Origin of the sequence: Flavobacterium daejeonense DSM 17708 (assembly GCF_000425425.1) — a bacterium.
Classification (GTDB): Bacteria; Bacteroidota; Bacteroidia; order Flavobacteriales; family Flavobacteriaceae; genus Flavobacterium; species Flavobacterium daejeonense.
In genome coordinates, this window is the sequence record NZ_AUDK01000003.1 from 1 (window position 1) to 20,166 (window position 20,166).

Annotated in this window: 18 protein-coding genes and 1 pseudogene; 10 read left to right on the forward strand and 9 right to left on the reverse strand. The window is 33.4% G+C overall.

The window, feature by feature from the left end; translation table 11 throughout:
• Positions 1-151: 151 nt before the first annotated feature.
• From H599_RS0103380 to rnr, 4 genes are all read right to left on the reverse strand, one after another.
• Positions 152-1,168, reverse strand: a complete 1,017-nt coding sequence (locus H599_RS0103380; RefSeq protein WP_026712830.1) for an IS110 family RNA-guided transposase — start codon at positions 1,166-1,168, stop codon at positions 152-154.
• Between the two features lie 392 nt (positions 1,169-1,560).
• Positions 1,561-2,241, reverse strand: coding sequence for a LysE family translocator (locus H599_RS0103385; protein ID WP_026712831.1), 681 nt, complete (start codon positions 2,239-2,241; stop codon positions 1,561-1,563).
• Positions 2,242-2,280: 39 nt separating this feature from the next.
• Entirely contained in the window at positions 2,281-2,955 is a 675-nt protein-coding gene (locus H599_RS0103390) for a head GIN domain-containing protein (RefSeq protein WP_035141153.1), read from the reverse strand.
• Between the two features lie 11 nt (positions 2,956-2,966).
• Positions 2,967-5,159 (reverse strand): ribonuclease R, encoded by a 2,193-nt coding sequence (gene rnr / locus H599_RS0103395; RefSeq protein WP_026712833.1) that lies wholly within the window; start codon positions 5,157-5,159, stop codon positions 2,967-2,969.
• 119 nt (positions 5,160-5,278) lie between these two features.
• Here rnr and H599_RS0103400 point away from each other — a divergent pair, with 119 nt between their 5' ends.
• From H599_RS0103400 to H599_RS0103410, 3 genes are all read left to right on the forward strand, one after another.
• On the forward strand, positions 5,279-5,518 hold the full coding sequence (locus H599_RS0103400) for a DUF2007 domain-containing protein (protein WP_026712834.1): 240 nt from the start codon (positions 5,279-5,281) through the stop codon (positions 5,516-5,518).
• Between the two features lie 669 nt (positions 5,519-6,187).
• A complete protein-coding gene (gene rpiB, locus H599_RS0103405) occupies positions 6,188-6,619 on the forward strand; it encodes a ribose 5-phosphate isomerase B (protein WP_026712835.1) in 432 nt (143 codons plus the stop codon).
• A gap of 196 nt (positions 6,620-6,815) precedes the next feature.
• Entirely contained in the window at positions 6,816-7,958 is a 1,143-nt protein-coding gene (locus tag H599_RS0103410; RefSeq protein WP_245600480.1) for an ATP-binding protein, read from the forward strand.
• Positions 7,959-8,039: 81 nt separating this feature from the next.
• Here the strand turns inward: H599_RS0103410 and H599_RS21140 are convergent.
• Positions 8,040-8,225, reverse strand: a pseudogene (locus H599_RS21140) (DUF1294 domain-containing protein); the annotation flags it as partial.
• Positions 8,226-8,279: 54 nt separating this feature from the next.
• Between H599_RS21140 and H599_RS0103420 the strand changes: the two are divergent.
• The gene (locus tag H599_RS0103420; protein WP_026712837.1) at positions 8,280-10,403 is read left to right on the forward strand and encodes a Tex family protein; all 2,124 of its coding nucleotides are present in this window, start codon (positions 8,280-8,282) and stop codon (positions 10,401-10,403) included.
• A 71-nt stretch (positions 10,404-10,474) separates the two neighbouring features.
• Here the strand turns inward: H599_RS0103420 and H599_RS0103425 are convergent, their stop codons facing one another.
• The gene (locus H599_RS0103425; protein ID WP_026712838.1) at positions 10,475-11,083 is read right to left on the reverse strand and encodes a porin family protein; all 609 of its coding nucleotides are present in this window, start codon (positions 11,081-11,083) and stop codon (positions 10,475-10,477) included.
• A 114-nt stretch (positions 11,084-11,197) separates the two neighbouring features.
• Entirely contained in the window at positions 11,198-11,377 is a 180-nt protein-coding gene (locus H599_RS0103430; RefSeq protein ID WP_026712839.1) for a Sec-independent protein translocase subunit TatA/TatB, read from the reverse strand.
• Between the two features lie 211 nt (positions 11,378-11,588).
• Between H599_RS0103430 and H599_RS0103435 the strand changes: the two genes are divergently transcribed.
• From H599_RS0103435 to H599_RS0103455, 5 genes are read left to right on the forward strand one after another with little or no spacing between them, the layout of a single operon-like run.
• On the forward strand, positions 11,589-12,089 hold the full coding sequence (locus H599_RS0103435; protein ID WP_026712840.1) for a hypothetical protein: 501 nt from the start codon (positions 11,589-11,591) through the stop codon (positions 12,087-12,089).
• Between the two features lie 42 nt (positions 12,090-12,131).
• Positions 12,132-13,670 carry a GH3 auxin-responsive promoter family protein gene (locus H599_RS0103440; RefSeq protein WP_026712841.1) on the forward strand — a complete coding sequence of 513 codons (1,539 nt, stop codon included), beginning with the start codon at positions 12,132-12,134 and terminating at the stop codon, positions 13,668-13,670.
• Positions 13,657-15,336, forward strand: a complete 1,680-nt coding sequence (locus H599_RS0103445) for a DUF6909 family protein (protein WP_026712842.1) — start codon at positions 13,657-13,659, stop codon at positions 15,334-15,336. Before H599_RS0103440 ends, H599_RS0103445 begins: the two co-directional genes overlap by 14 nt.
• A gap of 24 nt (positions 15,337-15,360) precedes the next feature.
• Complete coding sequence (locus tag H599_RS0103450) at positions 15,361-16,344, forward strand: UDP-glucuronic acid decarboxylase family protein (protein ID WP_026712843.1); 984 nt, start codon at positions 15,361-15,363, stop codon at positions 16,342-16,344.
• Positions 16,345-17,115, forward strand: coding sequence for a glycosyltransferase family 2 protein (locus tag H599_RS0103455; RefSeq protein WP_026712844.1), 771 nt, complete (start codon positions 16,345-16,347; stop codon positions 17,113-17,115). It begins immediately after the preceding gene.
• Here H599_RS0103455 and H599_RS0103460 read toward each other — a convergent pair.
• Entirely contained in the window at positions 17,108-18,430 is a 1,323-nt protein-coding gene (locus H599_RS0103460; protein ID WP_026712845.1) for a phenylacetate--CoA ligase family protein, read from the reverse strand. The genes H599_RS0103455 and H599_RS0103460 overlap by 8 nt on opposite strands.
• Before the next feature lie 151 nt (positions 18,431-18,581).
• Here H599_RS0103460 and purD point away from each other — a divergent pair, with 151 nt between their 5' ends.
• Positions 18,582-19,856 (forward strand): phosphoribosylamine--glycine ligase, encoded by a 1,275-nt coding sequence (purD, locus tag H599_RS0103465; RefSeq protein WP_026712846.1) that lies wholly within the window; start codon positions 18,582-18,584, stop codon positions 19,854-19,856.
• A 76-nt stretch (positions 19,857-19,932) separates the two neighbouring features.
• On the opposite strand, the gene H599_RS0103470 is transcribed toward purD, so the two are convergent.
• Positions 19,933-20,163: a DUF6341 family protein gene (locus H599_RS0103470; protein WP_026712847.1), complete on the reverse strand. Its 231-nt coding sequence runs from the start codon at positions 20,161-20,163 to the stop codon at positions 19,933-19,935.
• Between the last annotated feature and the right edge of the window lie 3 nt (positions 20,164-20,166).

Here is a 20,166-nt window from a genome sequence, read left to right on the forward strand (position 1 = left end):
CGTCCCGATAGATTCTGTGTTGATTTCCTAATAAAACTAAATTTTATTTTCATCGGGAAGCCTTTTCTATGTTTAATATTCTTAATTTTGTCGTCTAAGTCGGTCTTAGAGCCAGACTGTATAGCGTGTTTATGCCTTTTGTGCTAGCACGCTATTTTTTTTTTAATTCATACCCCTTGTCATATACTGTTTTGTTTTTATAAATAACATATATCAGTTCCAATAATTTTCTCTGTACAGACACGCATGCTTTCATTTTAATTCCGTGTTTTGCTACTATTCTTGCGTATTGATCTCGAAAGTTATCATTCCATTTTATCGTGCTAAGTGCCGGTAAATGTAAAGCACTTCTCAAATATCGATTTCCTTTCTTCGATATTTTCGGTTTGCCTTTTACAGACGTTCCTGACTGTTTTTCAACCACATCCAATCCTGCGTAACTGGTCAATTGTTTTTTACTTCGTATCAGCTCAAATCCGTTAGTTTCACCAATAACAGTTGCCGCTGTCAATATTGAAACACCTGGAATTGTACAAATATTAGTAATATCAATCGTAAGCTCCTTATGTTCTTTTACAATACTTTTAATCTCATTTTTAATTTCTTTTTCAAGTGTATTCAGAAAATATATTCTTTTTTTCAACCGTTCAATAGTAGAAAAATGAGGTATTGCTTCGGTTTCTTCTGCATGTAATTGGTTTTTTACGATTGTTCTCTCGTCTGTAATTTGACGACGTTCACGTGTAAGTTGCTTTAGTACTCTATGTATATCTTTTGGTTTTTTCCAATTCTCTAATTTTCTTTCCAATCCGAATCTAGCGATTGCCTCTGAACACGTTTTGTCTGTAATTGTTTTGATGTCTAATGTTCTCATATAATTACTGATTTTATTAGGCAACACAATACTCAAATCCTCTTGTTTTTCATCGAGATAATAGGCAAACTTTTGGTGATAAACACCTGTGGCTTCCATAACATAAAGTACTTTTATTTCTTTGTCTGTTAGCTTACTTACCCATTCTGAAAGTTTTAAAAATCCATTTTCGGTATTTTTAAAAACATTATAGGCGTATAATTCGATTTTCAGATCCTCATACAGCCTCCCTAATGTGACCACTAATTCTTTTTGAGCTACATCAATTCCTAATACCTGTTTTAAAAGTTTCATAACTTCTTAATTTTAAATATAATATTATAAAGTGATGAATCTTCCTTCGTCTTTTCTCCTGGTTGGATATTCTGGATAATACGACTTGCGTAGTTCCTTACATTCTGTTCAGACTCTAAAAGATAAAAAGAATGAGGCATTATCTATCGGACAATATACTTCTGGAGTTATTTAGCCATCGGTATGCTCTCATCCTTTTCACTTCATTATATCCAAATATACATCTTCGAGATCAAATTATTTTTACAACGCAAACATAGGAGCTATCGGGAGATGCCTCAAAAAAGAGATACAGAAATGTGTCTCTTTTTTTATATCTAGTCGTAGTGAAATTAATAGTTACTAGCAATAAAAAAAACCACTCTTTTAAGCGGTTTTAAATATTCCATATATTATTCATTTTCTATTTTTTGAAAAGCTTTCGTAACCATTTCCTTTTCTTTTGGAAACCAGCCCTGGGTTATTAAAACCACTCCAAAAACCATTAAAACCACACTGATTCCTTTTTTAATTCTAAGAATATTTCCGGGAGTCATTTTAGATTGTAATTGTTTGGCTAAAAGAATTTTAACACAATCTACTAATAAATAAGTAATAATTACGGTACTAAAAAAAGTCATCATTCTGGAAGTTTGCATATCTAATTTTGGCCCTACAGAAATGATTACCGCCAACCAAAATCCTAAAACTCCAATGTTGATAACATTCAAAAAAAGACCTTTTATAAACAAACCAAAATAATCTTTTCTGATGATTTCGTTATCAATTTTCTTAGTATTAATCTTCTTTTCTTTGTGTAAACTGATGTAGGAAATAATTCCGTAAGCCAGCATTACAATACCTCCAAATATAAAAAGTGCCGGTTTGTCTTTCAAACTTTGAATTAGTCTGAAACTCCCTAAATAGGCAATTGCAATAAAAATAATGTCGCCTGAAACTACTCCTAAATCAAATGACAAAGCGGCTCTAAATCCCTTTATAATACTGGTTTCAAGCAGAATAAAAAAAACGGGACCAATCATAAAACTCAGGAAAACTCCCCAAGGAATACCCGATAAAATATCGTTAATCATCAATTTTAGAATTTTTTACCGAATAAAAATACATTTTTTTTATTCTTTTTCTTCTATTTTTCCTCCTAAAATCGTTTGTTGATTAATTTGTTTCGGTTTTCCATAGATAGAAATTGTACCTCCGGCTTTCACTTTTGCATCCACTAAAGTGCTGGCATTCACCTCAGCATTACCTCCTGCCGAAACAGTTACAGTCGTTTGAGAAGTATGTAAATTTTTAGATTTTAAAACACCTCCGGACATAATCACTACATCCTGATTAGCGGCGGCTCCACTTAACTGAATTATTCCTCCTGTAACTGCTTTTACATTTACTTTTTGAGCATCCACTTTCAGATTAATAGTAGCGCCTTCTTTGGCATTCAAATTAAAAATAGTTTGTTTAAAAACAGCTTCACTACTTACTGAAGAACCTTCGCTGGCCATTACATCATCCACATTTTTATAGTATAATTTTATCGAAATAGCATCTCCGGATAATAATTTTGGGAAAGGCATTCTTAATTTTAATTCTCCGTTGTTGTTAACCACTTCAACTTCTTTTTCTCTTTCTCCGTTTATAATTACTTTATTTTCATTGGAAGCAATCAATTTTACACTCAATTTATCATATACTTTTACACTACTAAAATCACCTAAAACTTTGGTTACCTGTGCAAAAGTGGTTTGCGAAATAACGGCAATAACTACTAATAATACATTTTTTAATTTCATATTCATCATCCTTAATTTTCTGTTTCTTCTGATCTTCTTAAATAATTAAAATCCAATTGTTTTTTAACCAAATCGGCATTTTTTACCTTAACGTAAATTTCGTCTCCTAATTGTAATAATCTGTTGGAAGTTGCTCCTACCAAGGCATATTGTTTTTCATCAAAGGTGTAATAATCTTCTTTTATATCTCTGATCCGAACCATTCCTTCGCATTTATTTTCAATAATTTCAACATAAATTCCCCATTCGGTAACTCCTGAAATTACACCCAAAAACTCCTGATCCTGATGATCCTGCATGTATTTAACCTGCATATACTTGATAGAATCACGCTCAGCATTTGTCGCTAAACCTTCCATAGTAGAACAATGCAAACATTTTTCTTCATACAATTCTTCATCTGCCGATTTTCCTCCGTCCAGATAATATTGTAACAAACGATGTACCATAACGTCCGGATAACGACGTATAGGCGAGGTAAAATGAGAATAATAATCAAAAGCTAATCCGTAATGACCAATATTATCTGTAGAATATTTAGCCTTACTCATACTTCGAATAGCTAAAGTATCAATCAAATTTTGTTCTTTCTTACCGGAAACATCCTCCATCAATTTATTTAATGATTTCGAAATATCACCCGGATTTCTAAAATCAATTTTATATCCAAACTTAGCAATCACATTTTGCATCGCAATCAGTTTGTCTTCATTAGGTTCGTCGTGAATTCTATACACAAAAGTTTTCTTTTGTTTTCCAATAAATTCAGCTACTCTCCTATTAGCCAACAACATAAATTCTTCAATTAAATGATTGGCATCTTTTGATATTTTAAAATAAACACCTTCTGGTTCGCCGTCTGCATCCAGATTGAATTTTACTTCAACTTTATCAAAAGAAATAGCACCTTCGTTCATTCGTTTTCGGCGTAAAATTTTAGCTAATTCATCCAATTTTAGCGTTGCTGAGACAATTTCTGCAGGAACTTGATATTCGCTACCCGTTAATGAAATTTCAGCCGGAATTACATCGTTTTTGGTTTCAATGATGTATTGGGCTTCTTCGTAGGCAAATCGTTGATCCGAATAAATTACTGTTCGTCCAAACCATTGATTGATAACCTGACTTTTTTCATTGATTTCAAAAACTGCCGAAAAGGTATATTTTTCTTCCTGAGGTCTTAAAGAACAAGCAAAATTTGACAAAACTTCAGGTAACATAGGCACTACCCTATCTACCAAATAAACCGAAGTTGCTCTTTGATAAGCTTCATCATCCAAAATAGTTCCTTCTTCTAAATAATGCGAAACATCGGCAATATGGATTCCTATTTCGTAGTTTCCATTCTCTAATTTTTTAAACGAAAGCGCATCATCAAAATCTTTTGCATCTTTTGGATCAATGGTAAAAGTCAAGGTATCACGCATATCGCGACGTTTGGCAATTTCTTCATCACTAATTGAAGTATCAATTTTTTGAGCATAAGTTTCCACTTCAATTGGAAATTCAGCTGGTAAACCATATTCGGCCAAAATGGCGTGAATTTCAGTATCATGTTCTCCCGGTCTTCCTAAAACTTTGACTACTTTTCCAAAAGGACTATCGGCTCTTTTAGGCCAGTCTTCGATATGAACCAGTACCACATCACCATTTTTAGCATCTTCTATTTTATCTTTTGGTATAAAAATATCAGTGTACATTTTTGGATTGGCAGTCGAAACAAAAGCAAAGTTTTTTTGGATATCAATAACTCCAACAAAATCAGTTTTAGCTCTTTCAATAATTTCAACTACTTCGCCTTCAGGACGTTTTCCTTTCCTTCTGTTATAAATATAAACCTTAACTCTGTCTTTATCTAAAGCACGATTCAAATTATTCGTTGGAATAAAAATATCTTCTTCAAATTCTTCACAAATAAAATAAGCCGTTTTACGACTGGTCATATCTATCGTTCCTTCGTAATAATCCTGACTAATCACTTTGATTAAATATTTTCCGGGTTCGGTTTCAGTGATTTTTTTGGCAGCAGCCAATAACTTTAAATCTTTTATTATCTGATTTCTGCTTTGGGTATCATCTTTGTCCAAAATAGCGGCTATCTGCTTATAATTAAAAGCTTTATTAGCACTTTTAGACAATATTTTTATAATTTTATCAGAGAAATTTTTCTCTTTTTTAGCAGGCTTTCTTAATCTTTTTCCCATACTTATTTTCTTGAAAGTGGAAAATTACGAAATAGTTAGGCAGTTCTAAAGAAAAGAAGCAGTTTTAAAATAAATATAACGTATTAACGATCGTTTGCAAGGCTATTAAATCATTCGATATGGAAACTTTTATTACCATCGCTACTTTTGACTACATCCATGAAATCGAAATCCTAAAACACCGTTTGGATCAGGAAGGACTACAATACTATTTCGAAAACGAAATCATGTCTTCCATTGCACCAATGTATTCCACTGCTTTGGGCGGAATCAAATTGAAAATTCATCCTAACGATTTTGAAACCGTTAAAAGCATTCTTCAGGAATTGAAATACAATAACAATCTAAAAATTGTTTAAGCTTTCAAAGTTGTCAACACATACTATTATAATAAAAAAGAAATTTTAAAATTTTAAAAAATATTTATTGTTATTATGGTTTGTTAATAGTTGGAATAATTTTTTTTGAAATTATTTTTAAATGAAGTTTTTCCTTGTTATCAAGAGTTATTAACATAGTTATTTTAGGTTAAATATTTAATTTTAAAGTCTTTTTGAAATATAATTAACAACCGTTGATAAACTAAAATCATTTTAAAATGTAAATAAGTTCATTGTTAATAATTGTTGATAACCTCAATTTCGAATATGAATAACTATTCTAAAAATTCCCGAAACTTTACTTGGAAAATTAAGATCAGTTTTTGATTATAAAATTTTTAATTGCAACCAAAAAAAACTTCTAATTTTCTTTTCATAGTTATCAACAATTTGTGTTAAATTAAAGTTAACTGAAAATCAATGATTTATAAACTGCTATTAACAATGCAAAATTTTAACAAATAAATTATAGGATACAAATTGATTTCCAGCATTTTATCAATTATTAAAAATGTAGATAAACCACTTATTCAATTCATTTTAAGATAATTATACATCAAATTAGAAAACAATAGTTTTTCCCTTTTTAAAAAAGAATGAAATACAATTAGTTTTGGTAAATTTGCAGCAAAATTAAATAGATATACAATGAAAATTTCAATTGGAAACGATCACGCAGGTCCTGAATATAAAAAAGCTATCGTTAAATGGTTAGAAGCTAAAGGGTATGAAGTAACTAATTATGGAACCGATACTGAAGCATCTGTAGATTATCCTGATTTTGGTCATCCGGTTGCAACAGATGTTGAAGAAGGGAAAGCCGATTTTGGAATTGTAATTTGCGGAAGCGGAAATGGTATTGCAATGACTGTTAATAAACATGCCGGAGTAAGAGCTGGTTTATGCTGGACTAAAGAAATTGCTTATTTAACCCGTTTGCATAATGATGCTAATGTAGTGAGTATTCCGGCTAGATATACTTCAATTCAACAGGCTGTTGAAATTGTGGAAACATTTTTAAATACTGCTTTTGAAGGTGGAAGACACCAAAACAGAGTAAATAAAATTGCTTGTCAATAAGTCAAAAAATTTTCGTGGTGCTTCGTACCAATTATATAATAAAGCTCGGCATTTCACCGGGCTTTTTTTGTTTTATATTGATTAAATTAATGTAAATTCAGTCAATGTATTGACTAAATTAATGTAAATTCAGTCAATGTATTGACTGAATTTACATTTTTTATTATATTTGTATTTAATTTATCTAAAGTTAAAAATGATGAATTTTATAGAAAGAGGAATAGATAAAGTGTTTTCCAAGAGGGTTTTACCTAATAAAGTATTGATTTTATTAGGTGCAAGGCGTGTGGGTAAAACTGCTTTTATCAAAAACTACCTGGCTTCAATTCCAAAAGAAGATTATTTGCAATTAAATGGCGAAGATATTCAGGATGCAGCTTTACTACAGGAGCGTTCGGTTGTTAACTATAAACGATTATTAGCTAATGTAAAATTGTTAGTGATTGATGAAGCTCAAAATATTCCTGAAATTGGATTGATTTTGAAATTAATAGTAGATTCTATCGATGACATCAAAATTATTGCTACCGGATCTTCTGTTTTTGATTTATCCAATAAGTTGGGCGAACCCTTAGTCGGCAGAAAAAACACGATTTATTTATTTCCTTTAGCTCAAATGGAGTTTTCGAAGTATGAAAACTTTAAAGAAACGACTCAAAAACTTGAAGAGCGACTGCTTTTTGGTTCTTATCCAGAATTAGAACAATATCCGGATTGGGATGATAAAATCAATTATTTAAAAGAGATTGTCAATTCGTATTTATTAAAAGACATTTTGGTTTATGAAGGCATCAAGCATTCCAATAAAATTTTAGATTTATTAAAATTAATTGCCTTTCAGCTAGGGCAGGAAGTCTCTTTGCAGGAATTAGCCCGACAATTGGGTATTTCTAAAAACACGGTCGAAAGTTATTTGGATTTACTGTCTAAAGTTTTTGTTATTTATAAAGTGCCTGGTTTTAGTAGAAATTTACGCAAGGAAATTACAAAATCGAACCGATGGTATTTTTATGATAATGGTATCCGAAATGTTATTATTGCCAATTTTAGTCGTTTGGATTCTCGAACTGATGTAGGTGCATTATGGGAAAATTATCTGGCATCCGAACGAATAAAGTACCAAAATTATACCCAAAAAAGTGTTACCAATTATTTTTGGCGTACCTATGATCAACAGGAATTGGATTGGCTGGAAGAAGAAAACAATGTATTAAGAGGATACGAATTCAAATGGAATGAAAGTAGAAAAGTTAAGATTCCTACCGCTTTCGCCAAAGCCTATCCGGAAGCTGGTTTTGAAGTGATTAATAAAAGGAATTATTTGGATTTTATTGTTTAAAATATCAAAATGATAACCCAGATAAAGGAGAAAAATTTGTAAAATAACAATACACCAAAACTTCCATAAATAGCTTTTTTTGGCTGTTTTATGTCTAAAAAACAGCATACCAATTCCTGAACCAAGAGTTCCACCAAGGAAAACAATTCCTAACAGTGTTCTTTCAGGAATCCGTCTTTTAGCTTTTACAGCCTGCTCTTTATCATAAGCAATTTGGACAAATCCAAAAAGGTTAATAATTAAAAAATAGTAGAATAATATTGTCATTTGGCTTTAATTAAAGTTCAAAGATATTATTTTAGCTATTCGAAAAAAATTACAATGACCAACATACAATTCATCGCTAAGTCTGTTCAAACAGCAGCTATAAACATTCAAAATACGGTTCAATTACTGGAAGAAGATTGCACCATTCCGTTTATTTCCCGTTATCGAAAAGACAAAACCGGAAATCTGGACGAAACGCAAATTGAGCAAATTGCCAAATTAAACAAAGAATACGACACCATCGTAAAACGTAAAGAAGCCATTCTAAAATCAATCGAAGAGCAAAAAGCTTTAACACCGGAATTAGAGAAAAAAATCCAACAAAGTTTTGATTTGCAGGAATTAGAAGATTTTTATCTGCCATTTAAGAAGAAGAAAAAAACAAAGGCTGATGTTGCCCGTGAAAACGGATTAGAACCTTTGGCTAAAATTATCATGGCGCAAAACAATGATGACGTAGAATTTTTAGCTTCAAAATATTTGAATGAAAATGTTCTAAATGAAGATACTGCATTACAGGGAGCTCGTGATATTATTGCTGAATGGATTAACGAAAACATCTTTGTTCGTAAACAATTAAGACGATTGTACCAACGAAAATCAACGATTACAACCAAGGTTGTTAAAAGTAAAAAAGAGGAAGAAGGCGCTCAAAAATTCAGTCAGTATTTTGATTGGTCAGAACCCATTTGCAAAGCGCCATCACACCGTTTATTAGCAATGTTGCGTGCCGAAAATGAAGGTTTTATCAAGTTTAAAGTTGAAGCTGATTTAGACGAAGTTTATGATATTATTGACGAATTGGTTCTAAAAGGGCAAAATGCAACTACGCCACATGTACAATTGGCGATTGAAGACAGTTACAAGCGCTTGTTGCAACCTGCGATTTCCAATGAAATATTACAGGAAGCCAAGGCGAAGGCAGATGCCAATTCGATTCAGGTTTTTGCCTCCAATTTAAGTCAGTTGTTGTTGGCGCCACCTTTGGGAGAAAAACGAATTTTAGCGATAGATCCGGGTTTTAGAAGTGGTTGCAAGGTGGTTTGTTTAGACGAAAAAGGCGATTTATTATACAATGAAACCATTTATCCGCATGCACCACAAAATGAAACGGCAATGGCGATGAAAAAAATCCGTTCGATGGTAAATGCTTACAATATTGAAGCGATTTCAATAGGAAACGGAACTGCTTCCCGTGAAACCGAATTTTTCATTAAAAAAATAGCATTTGATAAGCCTGTTCAGGTTTTTGTGGTTTCGGAGGCGGGTGCTTCAGTTTATTCGGTTTCTAAAATTGCCCGTGAGGAGTTTCCAAATTATGATGTAACGGTGCGTGGTTCGGTTTCTATCGGACGTCGTTTGAGTGATCCTTTGGCCGAATTGGTAAAAATAGATCCAAAAGCCATTGGCGTAGGCCAATACCAGCACGATGTGGATCAAAGCAAACTAAAAGAAGAATTGGATAATACCGTAATTCGTTGTGTGAATTCGGTTGGAATAAATATCAATACGGCCAGTAAACATTTGCTGAGTTATGTGAGTGGAATAGGGGAGAAACTGGCCGAAAATATTGTGCAATACCGCTCAGAAAATGGTGCATTTCAGGATAGAAAACAATTAAAAAAAGTACCTCGTCTGGGTGAAAAAGCCTTTCAGCAAGGTGCCGCTTTTATTCGCATTAAAGAAGGAAAAAATCCGTTGGACAATTCGGCGGTGCATCCGGAAGCTTATCCCATTGTGGAAAAAATGGCCAAGGATTTGAAGATTTCTGTTCATGATTTAATTGCGAATAAAGAAAAAACAGCACTGATAAAAGCCGAGAATTATACCAATGAAACTATTGGAATTTTAGGAATACGAGATATTATCAAAGAATTGGAAAAACCGGGATTAGATCCTCGAAAAGCCGCCAAAATCTTTGAATTTGACCCGAATGTAAAAACGATAAAAGACTTGAAAACCGGAATGGTTTTACTGGGAATTGTCAACAACATTACCAATTTTGGTTGTTTTGTAGATTTGGGAATTAAAGAAAGCGGACTGGTTCATATTTCCCAACTGAAAGCCGATTTTGTGAGCGATGTCAATGAAGTAGTCAAACTACACCAGCAGGTTCAGGTAAAAGTTACTGAAGTGGATGAGGACAGAAAACGCATTCAGTTGACGATGATTTTGTAAAATCATTAAAAATAAAAAAATCCCAAAATCCAATAGTTATATTAGATTTTGGGATTTTTTAAATTGAGTTTTTATAACTGTATAACACCACCCAGATTGAAACTGCTACCACTATTGGTAAATCTTTCAGGAGAAGCATTATTTATATTTGTTAAACCTTCGAAAAATTGTGCGTCAATTAAAATTCCAAATCGTTTAGTAACTTCAATTTTGTATCCAATTCCAAAAGTAAATCCTAATTGAAATGTTTCTAAAGAATTTTCAGGAAAATTTTCAATTCCACCATTTATATTAATTCTGGATTTTAATAATACAGCAGGACTCAATCCAAAATTCAAATTCCATTTACGGGTGCTTCCAAAATGCCAGTTAGCATTGATAGGAACACTTAAATAATTCAATTTATCTTCATATCTATCACCTTCATAATTGTATATTCCTCCCATCTTATCAAAGATTAGACCTGAACGTAAACTCCATCTATTGTTGAAATAATAATCAGCTGTGGCTCCAAATTCAACTCCTGAATTTGATTTGGTTGAATCTTCATCTTCGTTATATTCCGAAAAACTAGATATTCCAAATTTTGGTGTAATTTCAATTACCCCTTTTTCTTTTATTTGTGCATTAGCTAATCCAAAAAATAGTAGCGTAACTAATGATAATACAATTTTTCTCATTTTTAAAATTTATAAATTTTCGTACAAATATAATGAGTAAAAATTTAAAAATAAAAAAACCTGATTCAAATTGTATTAATTTGAATCAGGTTTTTAAATAAAAAATAACATTTTTTATTTCGTTTCTTCTTCTTCTTTTTTATCAGCCGGTTGTTGATCGTCTTTTGCGGCGTTTTTGAATTCTTTAATTCCACTACCAAGACCTTTCATTAATTCCGGAATTTTTTTACCTCCAAAAAGTAATAAAACAACTGCTATTATAACAAGGATTTCCGGTAAACCTAATCTTCCCATGATTGTAAAATTTATGCCGAAGCAAATTTGTAATTAAAACTAGCTACAAAGATATATAGAATATATTAACGGGGATTCATTTTTAGGCAATTATTTAATTTTTATTAAGTTAAAAATTGTCTAATTTTTTTAGGGAGTTTATATTGATAAGCAAATGCTGTCAAAGCACAAGGATTGACATTAATTAGTATATTTGTGAAAAAGCAAAAGCATGTCGGAAAAAAGAATAAAAAGAAAAAAACTGCACAAAAAACTCTTCACCAAAAACCGTTTGGTTATTTTGAATGAGGATACTTTTGAAGAAACTTTTTCTTTAAGATTAACTTTGATGAATGTCTTTGTAGTTGCGTCATTAGGGGCAATTTTCCTGATTGCAGTCACTACTTTTATCATTGCTTTTACGCCTTTGCGCGAATTTATTCCCGGTTATTCTTCTACCCAATTAAAAAAAGATGCCACCGAATTAGCTTTAAAATCCGATTCATTAACCGTTATTTTAAAGAAAAATCAGGCGTATATTTCTTCGATTCAAAAAGTATTGACGGGAGAATTAGACTATGCTAAATTTAATAAAGATTCTATCTTAGCTGCTCCGACTGATACGGTTCCAAAAAAAGATTTATCCGCCTCGGAAGCCGAATTAGAATTAAGAGCCGAAGTGGAAAAAGAAGATAAAAAAGCACAGCAAATTCCTGTAAAAAAGAAGAAATAGTATTTATTCCATTTTTCTTCAAATTAAATCAGTAAGTACAAAATGTCAATAAAAGCAATAGCGGCAAAATTATTTGCTCAACATATTCACAAAAAAACGCAGGCTTGGTCGAAGAATCCAGTTGCAACTCAAAAGGCGGTTTTTGAAAATTTAATACAGGAAGCGCAACAAACACAGTTTGGGAAAGACCATCATTTTGACCAAATAAAAACTACTGAAGATTTTACTAAAAAAGTTCCCATTCGTGATTATGAAGATTTAAAACCTTATGTGGAGAAAGTAGTCAAAGGCGAGGAAAATGTGTTGTGGAAAGGTAAACCACTTTATTTTGCCAAAACATCCGGAACGACTTCGGGAGCAAAATATATTCCGTTGACCAAGGAGTCGATGCCATACCATATCGAAGCGGCACGAAATGCCATTTTGAGTTATATTCATGAAACCGGTAAAGCTGATTTTGTGGATGGAAAAATGATTTTTTTGCAGGGAAGTCCCATTTTAGAAGAAAAATACGGAATTAAATTTGGCCGACTTTCGGGAATTGTGGCGCATTTTGTTCCGAAATATTTGCAAAAAAACCGCATGCCTTCCTGGGAAACTAATTGTATGGAAGATTGGGAAGCTAAGATAGATGCAATTGTGGAGGAAACTTTTACCGAAAATATGACCGTAATTTCAGGAATTCCATCCTGGGTGCAAATGTATTTTGAACGTTTGCAACAAAAAGGGAATAAGCCGGTTGGCGAAATCTTTAAGAATTTCAGTTTGTTCCTTTATGGTGGTGTGAATTACGAACCTTATCGTGCGAAGTTTGAAAATCTGATTGGAAGAAAAGTAGATAGTATTGAATTATTTCCGGCTTCGGAAGGATTTTTTGCTTATCAGTCCCGAAATTTCGGGACTCAAAAAGAAAAAGGAATGTTGCTGTTGCTAAATTCTGGAATATTCTATGAATTTATAAAATCGGAAGAATTCTTTTCGGATCCCGATGGTTCGGGACCTAAATCGTATACCATTGGAGAGGTGGAATTAGGTGTGAATTATGTGATGATTATTTCTACCAATGCTGGATTGTGGCGTTATAATATTGGCGATACGGTTCAGTTTACTTCATTAGCACCATATGAAATAATTGTTTCAGGAAGAATCAAACATTATATTTCGGCTTTTGGGGAACATGTGATTGGTAAAGAGGTGGAATGTGCCTTGCAGGAAGCCATGGAAGGAACTACTATTCGGGTAAATGAGTTTACGGTGGCGCCTCAAATTAATCCGATTGAAGGCTTACCGTATCACGAATGGTTCATTGAATTTGATTCCGAAGCTTCGGGAGAGCCGGATAACATGAATGCTTTTGCGGAAGCGATAGACAATGCTATGCGTAAACAAAATATTTACTACGATGATTTGATTGAGGGGAACATCTTGCGAAAAGTAGTGATTACCAAAGTGCCTAAAAATGGTTTTCAGGAATACATGAAATCCATTGGAAAACTAGGCGGACAAAATAAAATACCGAGACTTTCCAATGATCGAAAAATTGCTGATTTTTTAACTGAAAACAACAATGAAAGAAACTAAAAATATATCCAGAACCCGGGCTCAGGAATCTTCGGCAGCGATTGAAAAAATGTACATTACCATGCGCCATTTGTTCAATAGAGGTTTTTATAAACCGATGGGAGTTTCGGGCGATACTTTGCGGGAAGCTTTGTTGACTTTGCGCCCCGAAATTTATGGGAATATTGCTGATGAAAAAGTCGAACTCAACGGACTTTTGTATGTTATTGAGCGACTGCCGCTAGGCATAGAAGAATGTCGTTATATCAATTTAACTTCGGATGAAGGTTATTCTAAATCGCATTTTCAGGTAATCGTTCCTCTAAAAAGGAGACGCAATTGTTATCGAATTGATGCCGAACAAATGAATATCGAAATTACCCGTGGACGTTCGGATATTTATGATATTCTGACACATCTGACTTTTATTTTTATCGAATCGCATAAAATAAAAAACAGAGTTTTAATCGATGATGCCGGCGAAGTGTCACGCGATTGGTTAAAACTGGAAGAAGCGGTTTTAAAAACCGAGGCTTTGACTTTGGTCGAAAAGGAAATTGCCATTTCACATGCGGCAAATATTTTAGGACGCAGTTTTGAAGATGTATTGGAAATCTATGATGATTTTGGTTCCAAAGAAAATCCGGATCGTTTTTTATGTATCATTTTTTGGTTAGGAAAATTAGCCATGGAAGAAGTGGTTACTAATAACAAAAGAACGATTACCTTTAGCCCTATTCTCAGAGAACGTTTAGGACATCATATTCACGGCGAAATCTGGGCAACGTATATCAAGGAGGTTTTAAAAGCCAATAATCTTTTAGAGCGTCCTATTCACATTATTAGTGCCAATATGCATTCGGTGATGAATTCTATTTTTGCTAAAAATGCTTTGAAATCGACTTTAAAAGGCAAATCGGATTTTGAAATTTTTGAAGAATTGAGTAAGTCTAACGCCAATGGAAATCGTACTTTGGTGGAAGAAGTGGCTATGAAACAAGGCATGATTTTTCTGCCTGAAAATTCAGGAGCTAATATTGACGTTCAAATTTTTGATACGGCCAAAATTGACTGGGCAACTACTTCTTTTCCGAAAGCTAATTTTGGCGAACAAAAACCAGTGCTGATTGTGATGGATTATGCTTTTGGTGAACAGGCTTATGAAACGGTGGATGAGTTGTTAAAACCCTATAAAAAGAACATTTTTCTTAATGTTCAGTCGGTTTCGATTATGGGAAAAGCAGGAATTCTCGAAGGCGGAAAAGGTGATATTATGATTCCGAATGCGCATATCAATGAAGGAACGGCGGATAATTATTATTTCGAAAACGAATTAACCGCCGAAATGTTTACAGGAAATGGCATTGCCGTTTACGAAGGAGCGATGGTTACCGTTTTGGGAACTTCGTTGCAAAACAGAGATTTACTCAAATTTTTCCACGAGTCAACCTGGGGTGTTATCGGTCTGGAAATGGAAGGTTCTCATTATCAAAAAGCGATACAATCGGCTTCGAAAATTAGAAAAAGCATTCCAAAGGATGTTAAGGTGCGTTATGCCTATTACGCTTCGGATAATCCTTTGGAAACTGGAAGTACTCTGGCTTCAGGTGGTTTAGGAACTACCGGAGTAAAACCAACTTATTTGATTACCATTAAAATATTAGAACAAATTTTTAATATCAATTAGAAAATAATTGATGAACATATACTTATGAAAAGAATATTGATTACCGGGGCGGCAGGATTTTTAGGTTCTCATTTGTGCGATCGTTTTATTAAAGAAGGTTATCATGTTGTTGGGATGGATAATCTCATTACAGGCGATTTAAAAAACATCGAACATTTGTTCAAATTGGAAAATTTTGAGTTTTACCACCATGATGTGACCAAATTTGTACATGTACCGGGTGAATTAGATTATATCTTGCATTTTGCTTCGCCGGCAAGCCCGATTGATTATTTAAAAATTCCAATTCAAACCTTGAAAGTGGGTTCGTTGGGAACACATAATTTGTTAGGTTTGGCCAGAGTTAAAAAAGCACGAATTTTAATTGCATCTACTTCTGAAGTGTATGGAGATCCATTGGTGCATCCGCAAACAGAAGATTATTATGGCAACGTAAATACGATAGGACCAAGAGGAGTTTATGATGAAGCCAAACGTTTTCAGGAATCTATTACGATGGCCTATCATACTTTTCATGGCGTAGAAACCCGAATTGTTCGAATTTTTAATACCTATGGACCAAGAATGCGTCTGAATGATGGTCGTGTAATTCCGGCTTTTATTGGTCAGGCGATTCGTGGCGAAGATTTGACTATTTTTGGCGATGGAATGCAAACGCGTTCGTTTTGTTATGTAGACGATCAGGTGGAAGGCATTTTCCGTTTGTTGCATTCGGATTATGTGTATCCTGTGAATATTGGAAATCCGGACGAAATTACCATTAAAGATTTTGCTGAAGAAATCATTAAATTGACGGAAACCAACCAAAAAGTTGTCTATCATCCACTGCCAATAAATGATCCGTTACAACGTCAGCCAGACATTTCAAAAGCAAAAGAATTACTGGGTTGGGAACCTAAAGTAGGTCGCGCCGAAGGGATGAAAATTACTTATGAATATTTCAAATCTTTATCTCCCGAAGAACTTTCTAAAGAAGAACACAAAGACTTTACAGATTATATAAAATAAATGGAAACATCTTTAGTATCTGTAATTATCCCAACATTCAATTCTGAAAAATACATTTCAGATACTATTATTTCTGTCCAAAATCAAACATACCAAAACTGGGAAATAATCTTAGTTGACGACGGTTCGATTGATGCAACCCGAACAATTATAATTACTTTTTTAACGGATAAAAGAATTCAATTTTATCCGTTAGGAAAGAATTCAGGAACAGGAGTGGCAAGAAATTTTGGAGTTACTAAAGCTGCCGGAAAGTACATTGCTTTTTTAGATGCTGATGATTTGTGGAAACCTCAGAAATTGGAAAAGCAGATTGATTTTATGCAAACCCATGATTTGCCTTTTACTTTTTCGTTTTACGAATGGATGGATGAGAATGGAAAAACGATGGGTAAAAGGATAGAAGCACCCCTTAATTTATTGTATCGACAGTTGTTTTTTTGCAATTATGTAGGTAATCTGACCGGGATATATGATGTGGATTATTTTGGAAAAATTAGTATTTCTTCTATTCGCAAACGTCAGGATTGGATGCATTGGCTCACTATTTTAAAAAAGATTAAAACAGCAAAACCCGTTCCCGAAAGTCTGGCGTTTTATCGTATTCATACCCATTCGCTTTCTACTTCAAAAACGGAATTAATTAGATATAATTTTGCAGTTTACAGACAGTTTCACGGTTTTAATTTTATAGTTTCATGTTTCTGTATGATTGGATTTTTGTTTACCCAATTAGTGATAAAACCTTTTTATAAGAAGACTATTAAATAAATGATGTAAACTGTTTCAGTTTTCCTCTGGAGGTTCTTTCTAAGCTGTTTTTTCGAATGAAATTAAAATGAAGATGAGGTTCAAGATACAAGCTAATAGCATCTTTTATTTTTTGAATTTGTGCCAAATCCAACTCGGCTTCACTTACATATTCAATTTCAAAACTGTCGATTTTAGTTTGTTTGATGACAAATTCCTTTACATTTCCGTCGTCTTCAATAATCGATTTGGTTACATAATAAAAGGTTAATCCGGGCGATTTTTTTCCGCTTGGAAGTATCGCAACATCATTGGTACGACCAATAAGTTTTTTCAGAATGGGTTTTTCCAAAGTGCTTTTTTCGTCTAAAATGCCAATATCACCAATATCATAGCGAATAAATGGATGCGCTTTATTGAATAACGAAGTAATTACAATACGGCCTTCCTGACCATAAGGTAAAACCTGATTGTTCTCGTCCAGAATTTCCACAAACAGGGTTTCAGAGTTAATAAGCCATTCTCCATCAGTCCCGAAGTTTCGGGATTCAAAAGCAATTAAATCCAGTTCGGATGCTCCGTATTCGTTGATAATTGGGATTCCGAATTGTGTTTCTAAAAGGATTTTGTCATCTTTAAAAAGCATTTCGGAAGTTACCATACATACTTTTAGCGTAGGACAAATGTCCTTCAGGATGAGGTTTCGCTTTTGCAAAAATTTGGCAAACAAAACAATGGAACTGGTGTAACCGTTGAGGTATTCAAAAGGTTTTTTTTGAAATTTCAGCAGCATTTTTTCCAATACAGCATCCGATAAATCAAAGATAGGAAAGCGGTAACGATGTGCCAGAAAATCTTTGATTCTTTCTTTTTTATAACCAAAAAAATCCAGTGGAATTCCGTAAAAACGTGCCTGAAGCGAACGATTAAAATCGATTCCAAATTGACCAAAACGGTACATATTAGAAGCCCAGGTTAAGGCATGTGTGTATTTGTCTTTGGCAAAAATAAAAGGTTCGCCGCTGGAACCTGAGGTTTTATTAATGTAGCAGTTTTTAGTTGAAAAACCTTTAGAAAGTCTGGAATCTAAAGGAATTTGGAGATTGGTTTTGCTTAAAACGGGTAATTCTTCCCAATTGATATTTTTTTTGGAACCAACTAATTTTTGATAAAAAGGATTGTTTTCTAAGTGGAATTTAACAATGGTTTGTTTCTGATTTTCAATAAATTGTTTTTTTTCTTCGGCAGAAAAAGCAATTATTTGTTCCAAATCGGATTTGGCTTTCTTGATGGGAAAAGCATTTAGTTGCAACGAAAGGTCGAAAATAGAAAACATGAAAGTGGTTATTTCTTCAAAAATACTATTATAACAACAACTAAACGTGGAGAATCAACAACTTTTTACTAAATAATTATTATTTAAGTGCAAAAGCAATTATTTTTGCAGCACTCTAAAAAATGAGTTTTTGCAACTAAAATTAAAAGACATGAATATATTACTATTGGGTTCAGGAGGAAGAGAGCATGCATTCGCATGGAAAATGGTTCAAAGTCCGCTTTGTGACACTCTTTTTATGGCTCCTGGAAATGCCGGAACTGCTAAAATTGCAACGAATGTAGCGATTGCCGTAACCGATTTTGAAGCGATTAAAGCTTTGGTTATCAAAGAAAACATCGAAATGGTTGTTGTAGGTCCTGAAGATCCGTTAGTAAAAGGTATTTATGACTTTTTCTTAAATGATGAAAGTTTGAAAAATGTTCCTGTGATTGGTCCGTCAAAAATAGGAGCTACATTGGAAGGAAGTAAAGAGTTTGCCAAAGAATTTTTGGTAAAACACAATATCCCAACAGCAGCTTACGATAGTTTTACGGCAGAGACAGTAGAAAAAGGATGCGATTTCTTAGCAACTTTACAACCTCCTTACGTTTTAAAAGCTGACGGATTAGCAGCCGGAAAAGGAGTGTTGATTATTCAGGATTTAGAAGAAGCTAAAGCTGAATTAAGAAATATGTTGGTTGGTCAAAAATTTGGTGCTGCGAGTTCAAAAGTGGTTATCGAAGAGTTTTTGGACGGAATTGAATTAAGCTGTTTTGTACTGACTGACGGAAAAAGCTATAAAATTTTACCAACAGCCAAAGATTACAAACGAATTGGTGAAGGGGATACCGGATTAAATACAGGCGGAATGGGAGCGGTTTCTCCGGTTCCTTATGTTGATGCGGTATTGATGGAAAAAATTGAAACACGTATTGTAAAACCTACTATTGCAGGTTTGCAAAAAGACGGAATTCCATATAAAGGATTTGTTTTTATTGGACTAATCAATGTCAAAAATGAGCCATTGGTAATTGAATACAATGTACGTATGGGAGATCCGGAGACTGAGGTTGTTATTCCAAGATTAGAATCAGATTTAGTGGAATTGTTCCAGGCTGTAGCCAGTGAAAAATTAGACGAATTTGAATTGAAAATAGATCCAAGAAGTGCTACAACAGTAATGATGGTTTCTGGTGGTTATCCGGAAGATTTTGAAAAAGGAAAAGTAATTTCAGGATTGGATAAAGTTCAAAATTCAATTGTTTTCCACGCCGGAACAAAATTTGATAATGGCAATGTGGTAACTAACGGTGGTCGTGTGATGGCGATTACTTCTTATGGCGATTCTTTCCAGGAAGCTTTAGCACAATCGTATAAAAACGTTGTAGAAATTAGCTGGGAAAATGTTTATTTCAGAAAAGATATTGGTTTCGATTTAGTATAATCGAAACCAGTTTGAAACATAAAAAAACGTCCCGATGAATTATCGGGACGTTTTTTTTTATTTGTATTTTCTATTCTTATTTCAAGAATGAATGTGCTGTAGTATCTTGATTTTCAGTTCCTGCATCGTCAAAAATACGTAATTGTTTAATCCAGTAAACAATTGCAGCAGCACAAATAATCATAAAAATCCAGTTAAGTGTGTTAGCACCAAACCAAGTTTTTAATTCTAAAGCGCGTAATCCATCTAATGGTTTGAAAAGAAAATCTACAAAAAGAGATTGAATTCCTTCGAAAAATGCTTTCATGAT

Coding starts and splice junctions, on each gene's coding strand:
- H599_RS0103380 (WP_026712830.1), bottom strand. CDS start 1,168: ATGAAACTTTTAAAACAGGTATTAGGAATTGATGTAGCTCAAAAAGAA.
- H599_RS0103385 (WP_026712831.1), bottom strand. CDS start 2,241: ATGATTAACGATATTTTATCGGGTATTCCTTGGGGAGTTTTCCTGAGT.
- H599_RS0103390 (WP_035141153.1), bottom strand. CDS start 2,955: ATGAAATTAAAAAATGTATTATTAGTAGTTATTGCCGTTATTTCGCAA.
- rnr (WP_026712833.1), bottom strand. CDS start 5,159: ATGGGAAAAAGATTAAGAAAGCCTGCTAAAAAAGAGAAAAATTTCTCT.
- H599_RS0103400 (WP_026712834.1), top strand. CDS start 5,279: ATGGAAACTTTTATTACCATCGCTACTTTTGACTACATCCATGAAATC.
- rpiB (WP_026712835.1), top strand. CDS start 6,188: ATGAAAATTTCAATTGGAAACGATCACGCAGGTCCTGAATATAAAAAA.
- H599_RS0103410 (WP_245600480.1), top strand. CDS start 6,816: ATGATGAATTTTATAGAAAGAGGAATAGATAAAGTGTTTTCCAAGAGG.
- H599_RS0103420 (WP_026712837.1), top strand. CDS start 8,280: ATGACCAACATACAATTCATCGCTAAGTCTGTTCAAACAGCAGCTATA.
- H599_RS0103425 (WP_026712838.1), bottom strand. CDS start 11,083: ATGAGAAAAATTGTATTATCATTAGTTACGCTACTATTTTTTGGATTA.
- H599_RS0103430 (WP_026712839.1), bottom strand. CDS start 11,377: ATGGGAAGATTAGGTTTACCGGAAATCCTTGTTATAATAGCAGTTGTT.
- H599_RS0103435 (WP_026712840.1), top strand. CDS start 11,589: ATGTCGGAAAAAAGAATAAAAAGAAAAAAACTGCACAAAAAACTCTTC.
- H599_RS0103440 (WP_026712841.1), top strand. CDS start 12,132: ATGTCAATAAAAGCAATAGCGGCAAAATTATTTGCTCAACATATTCAC.
- H599_RS0103445 (WP_026712842.1), top strand. CDS start 13,657: ATGAAAGAAACTAAAAATATATCCAGAACCCGGGCTCAGGAATCTTCG.
- H599_RS0103450 (WP_026712843.1), top strand. CDS start 15,361: ATGAAAAGAATATTGATTACCGGGGCGGCAGGATTTTTAGGTTCTCAT.
- H599_RS0103455 (WP_026712844.1), top strand. CDS start 16,345: ATGGAAACATCTTTAGTATCTGTAATTATCCCAACATTCAATTCTGAA.
- H599_RS0103460 (WP_026712845.1), bottom strand. CDS start 18,430: ATGTTTTCTATTTTCGACCTTTCGTTGCAACTAAATGCTTTTCCCATC.
- purD (WP_026712846.1), top strand. CDS start 18,582: ATGAATATATTACTATTGGGTTCAGGAGGAAGAGAGCATGCATTCGCA.
- H599_RS0103470 (WP_026712847.1), bottom strand. CDS start 20,163: ATGAAAGCATTTTTCGAAGGAATTCAATCTCTTTTTGTAGATTTTCTT.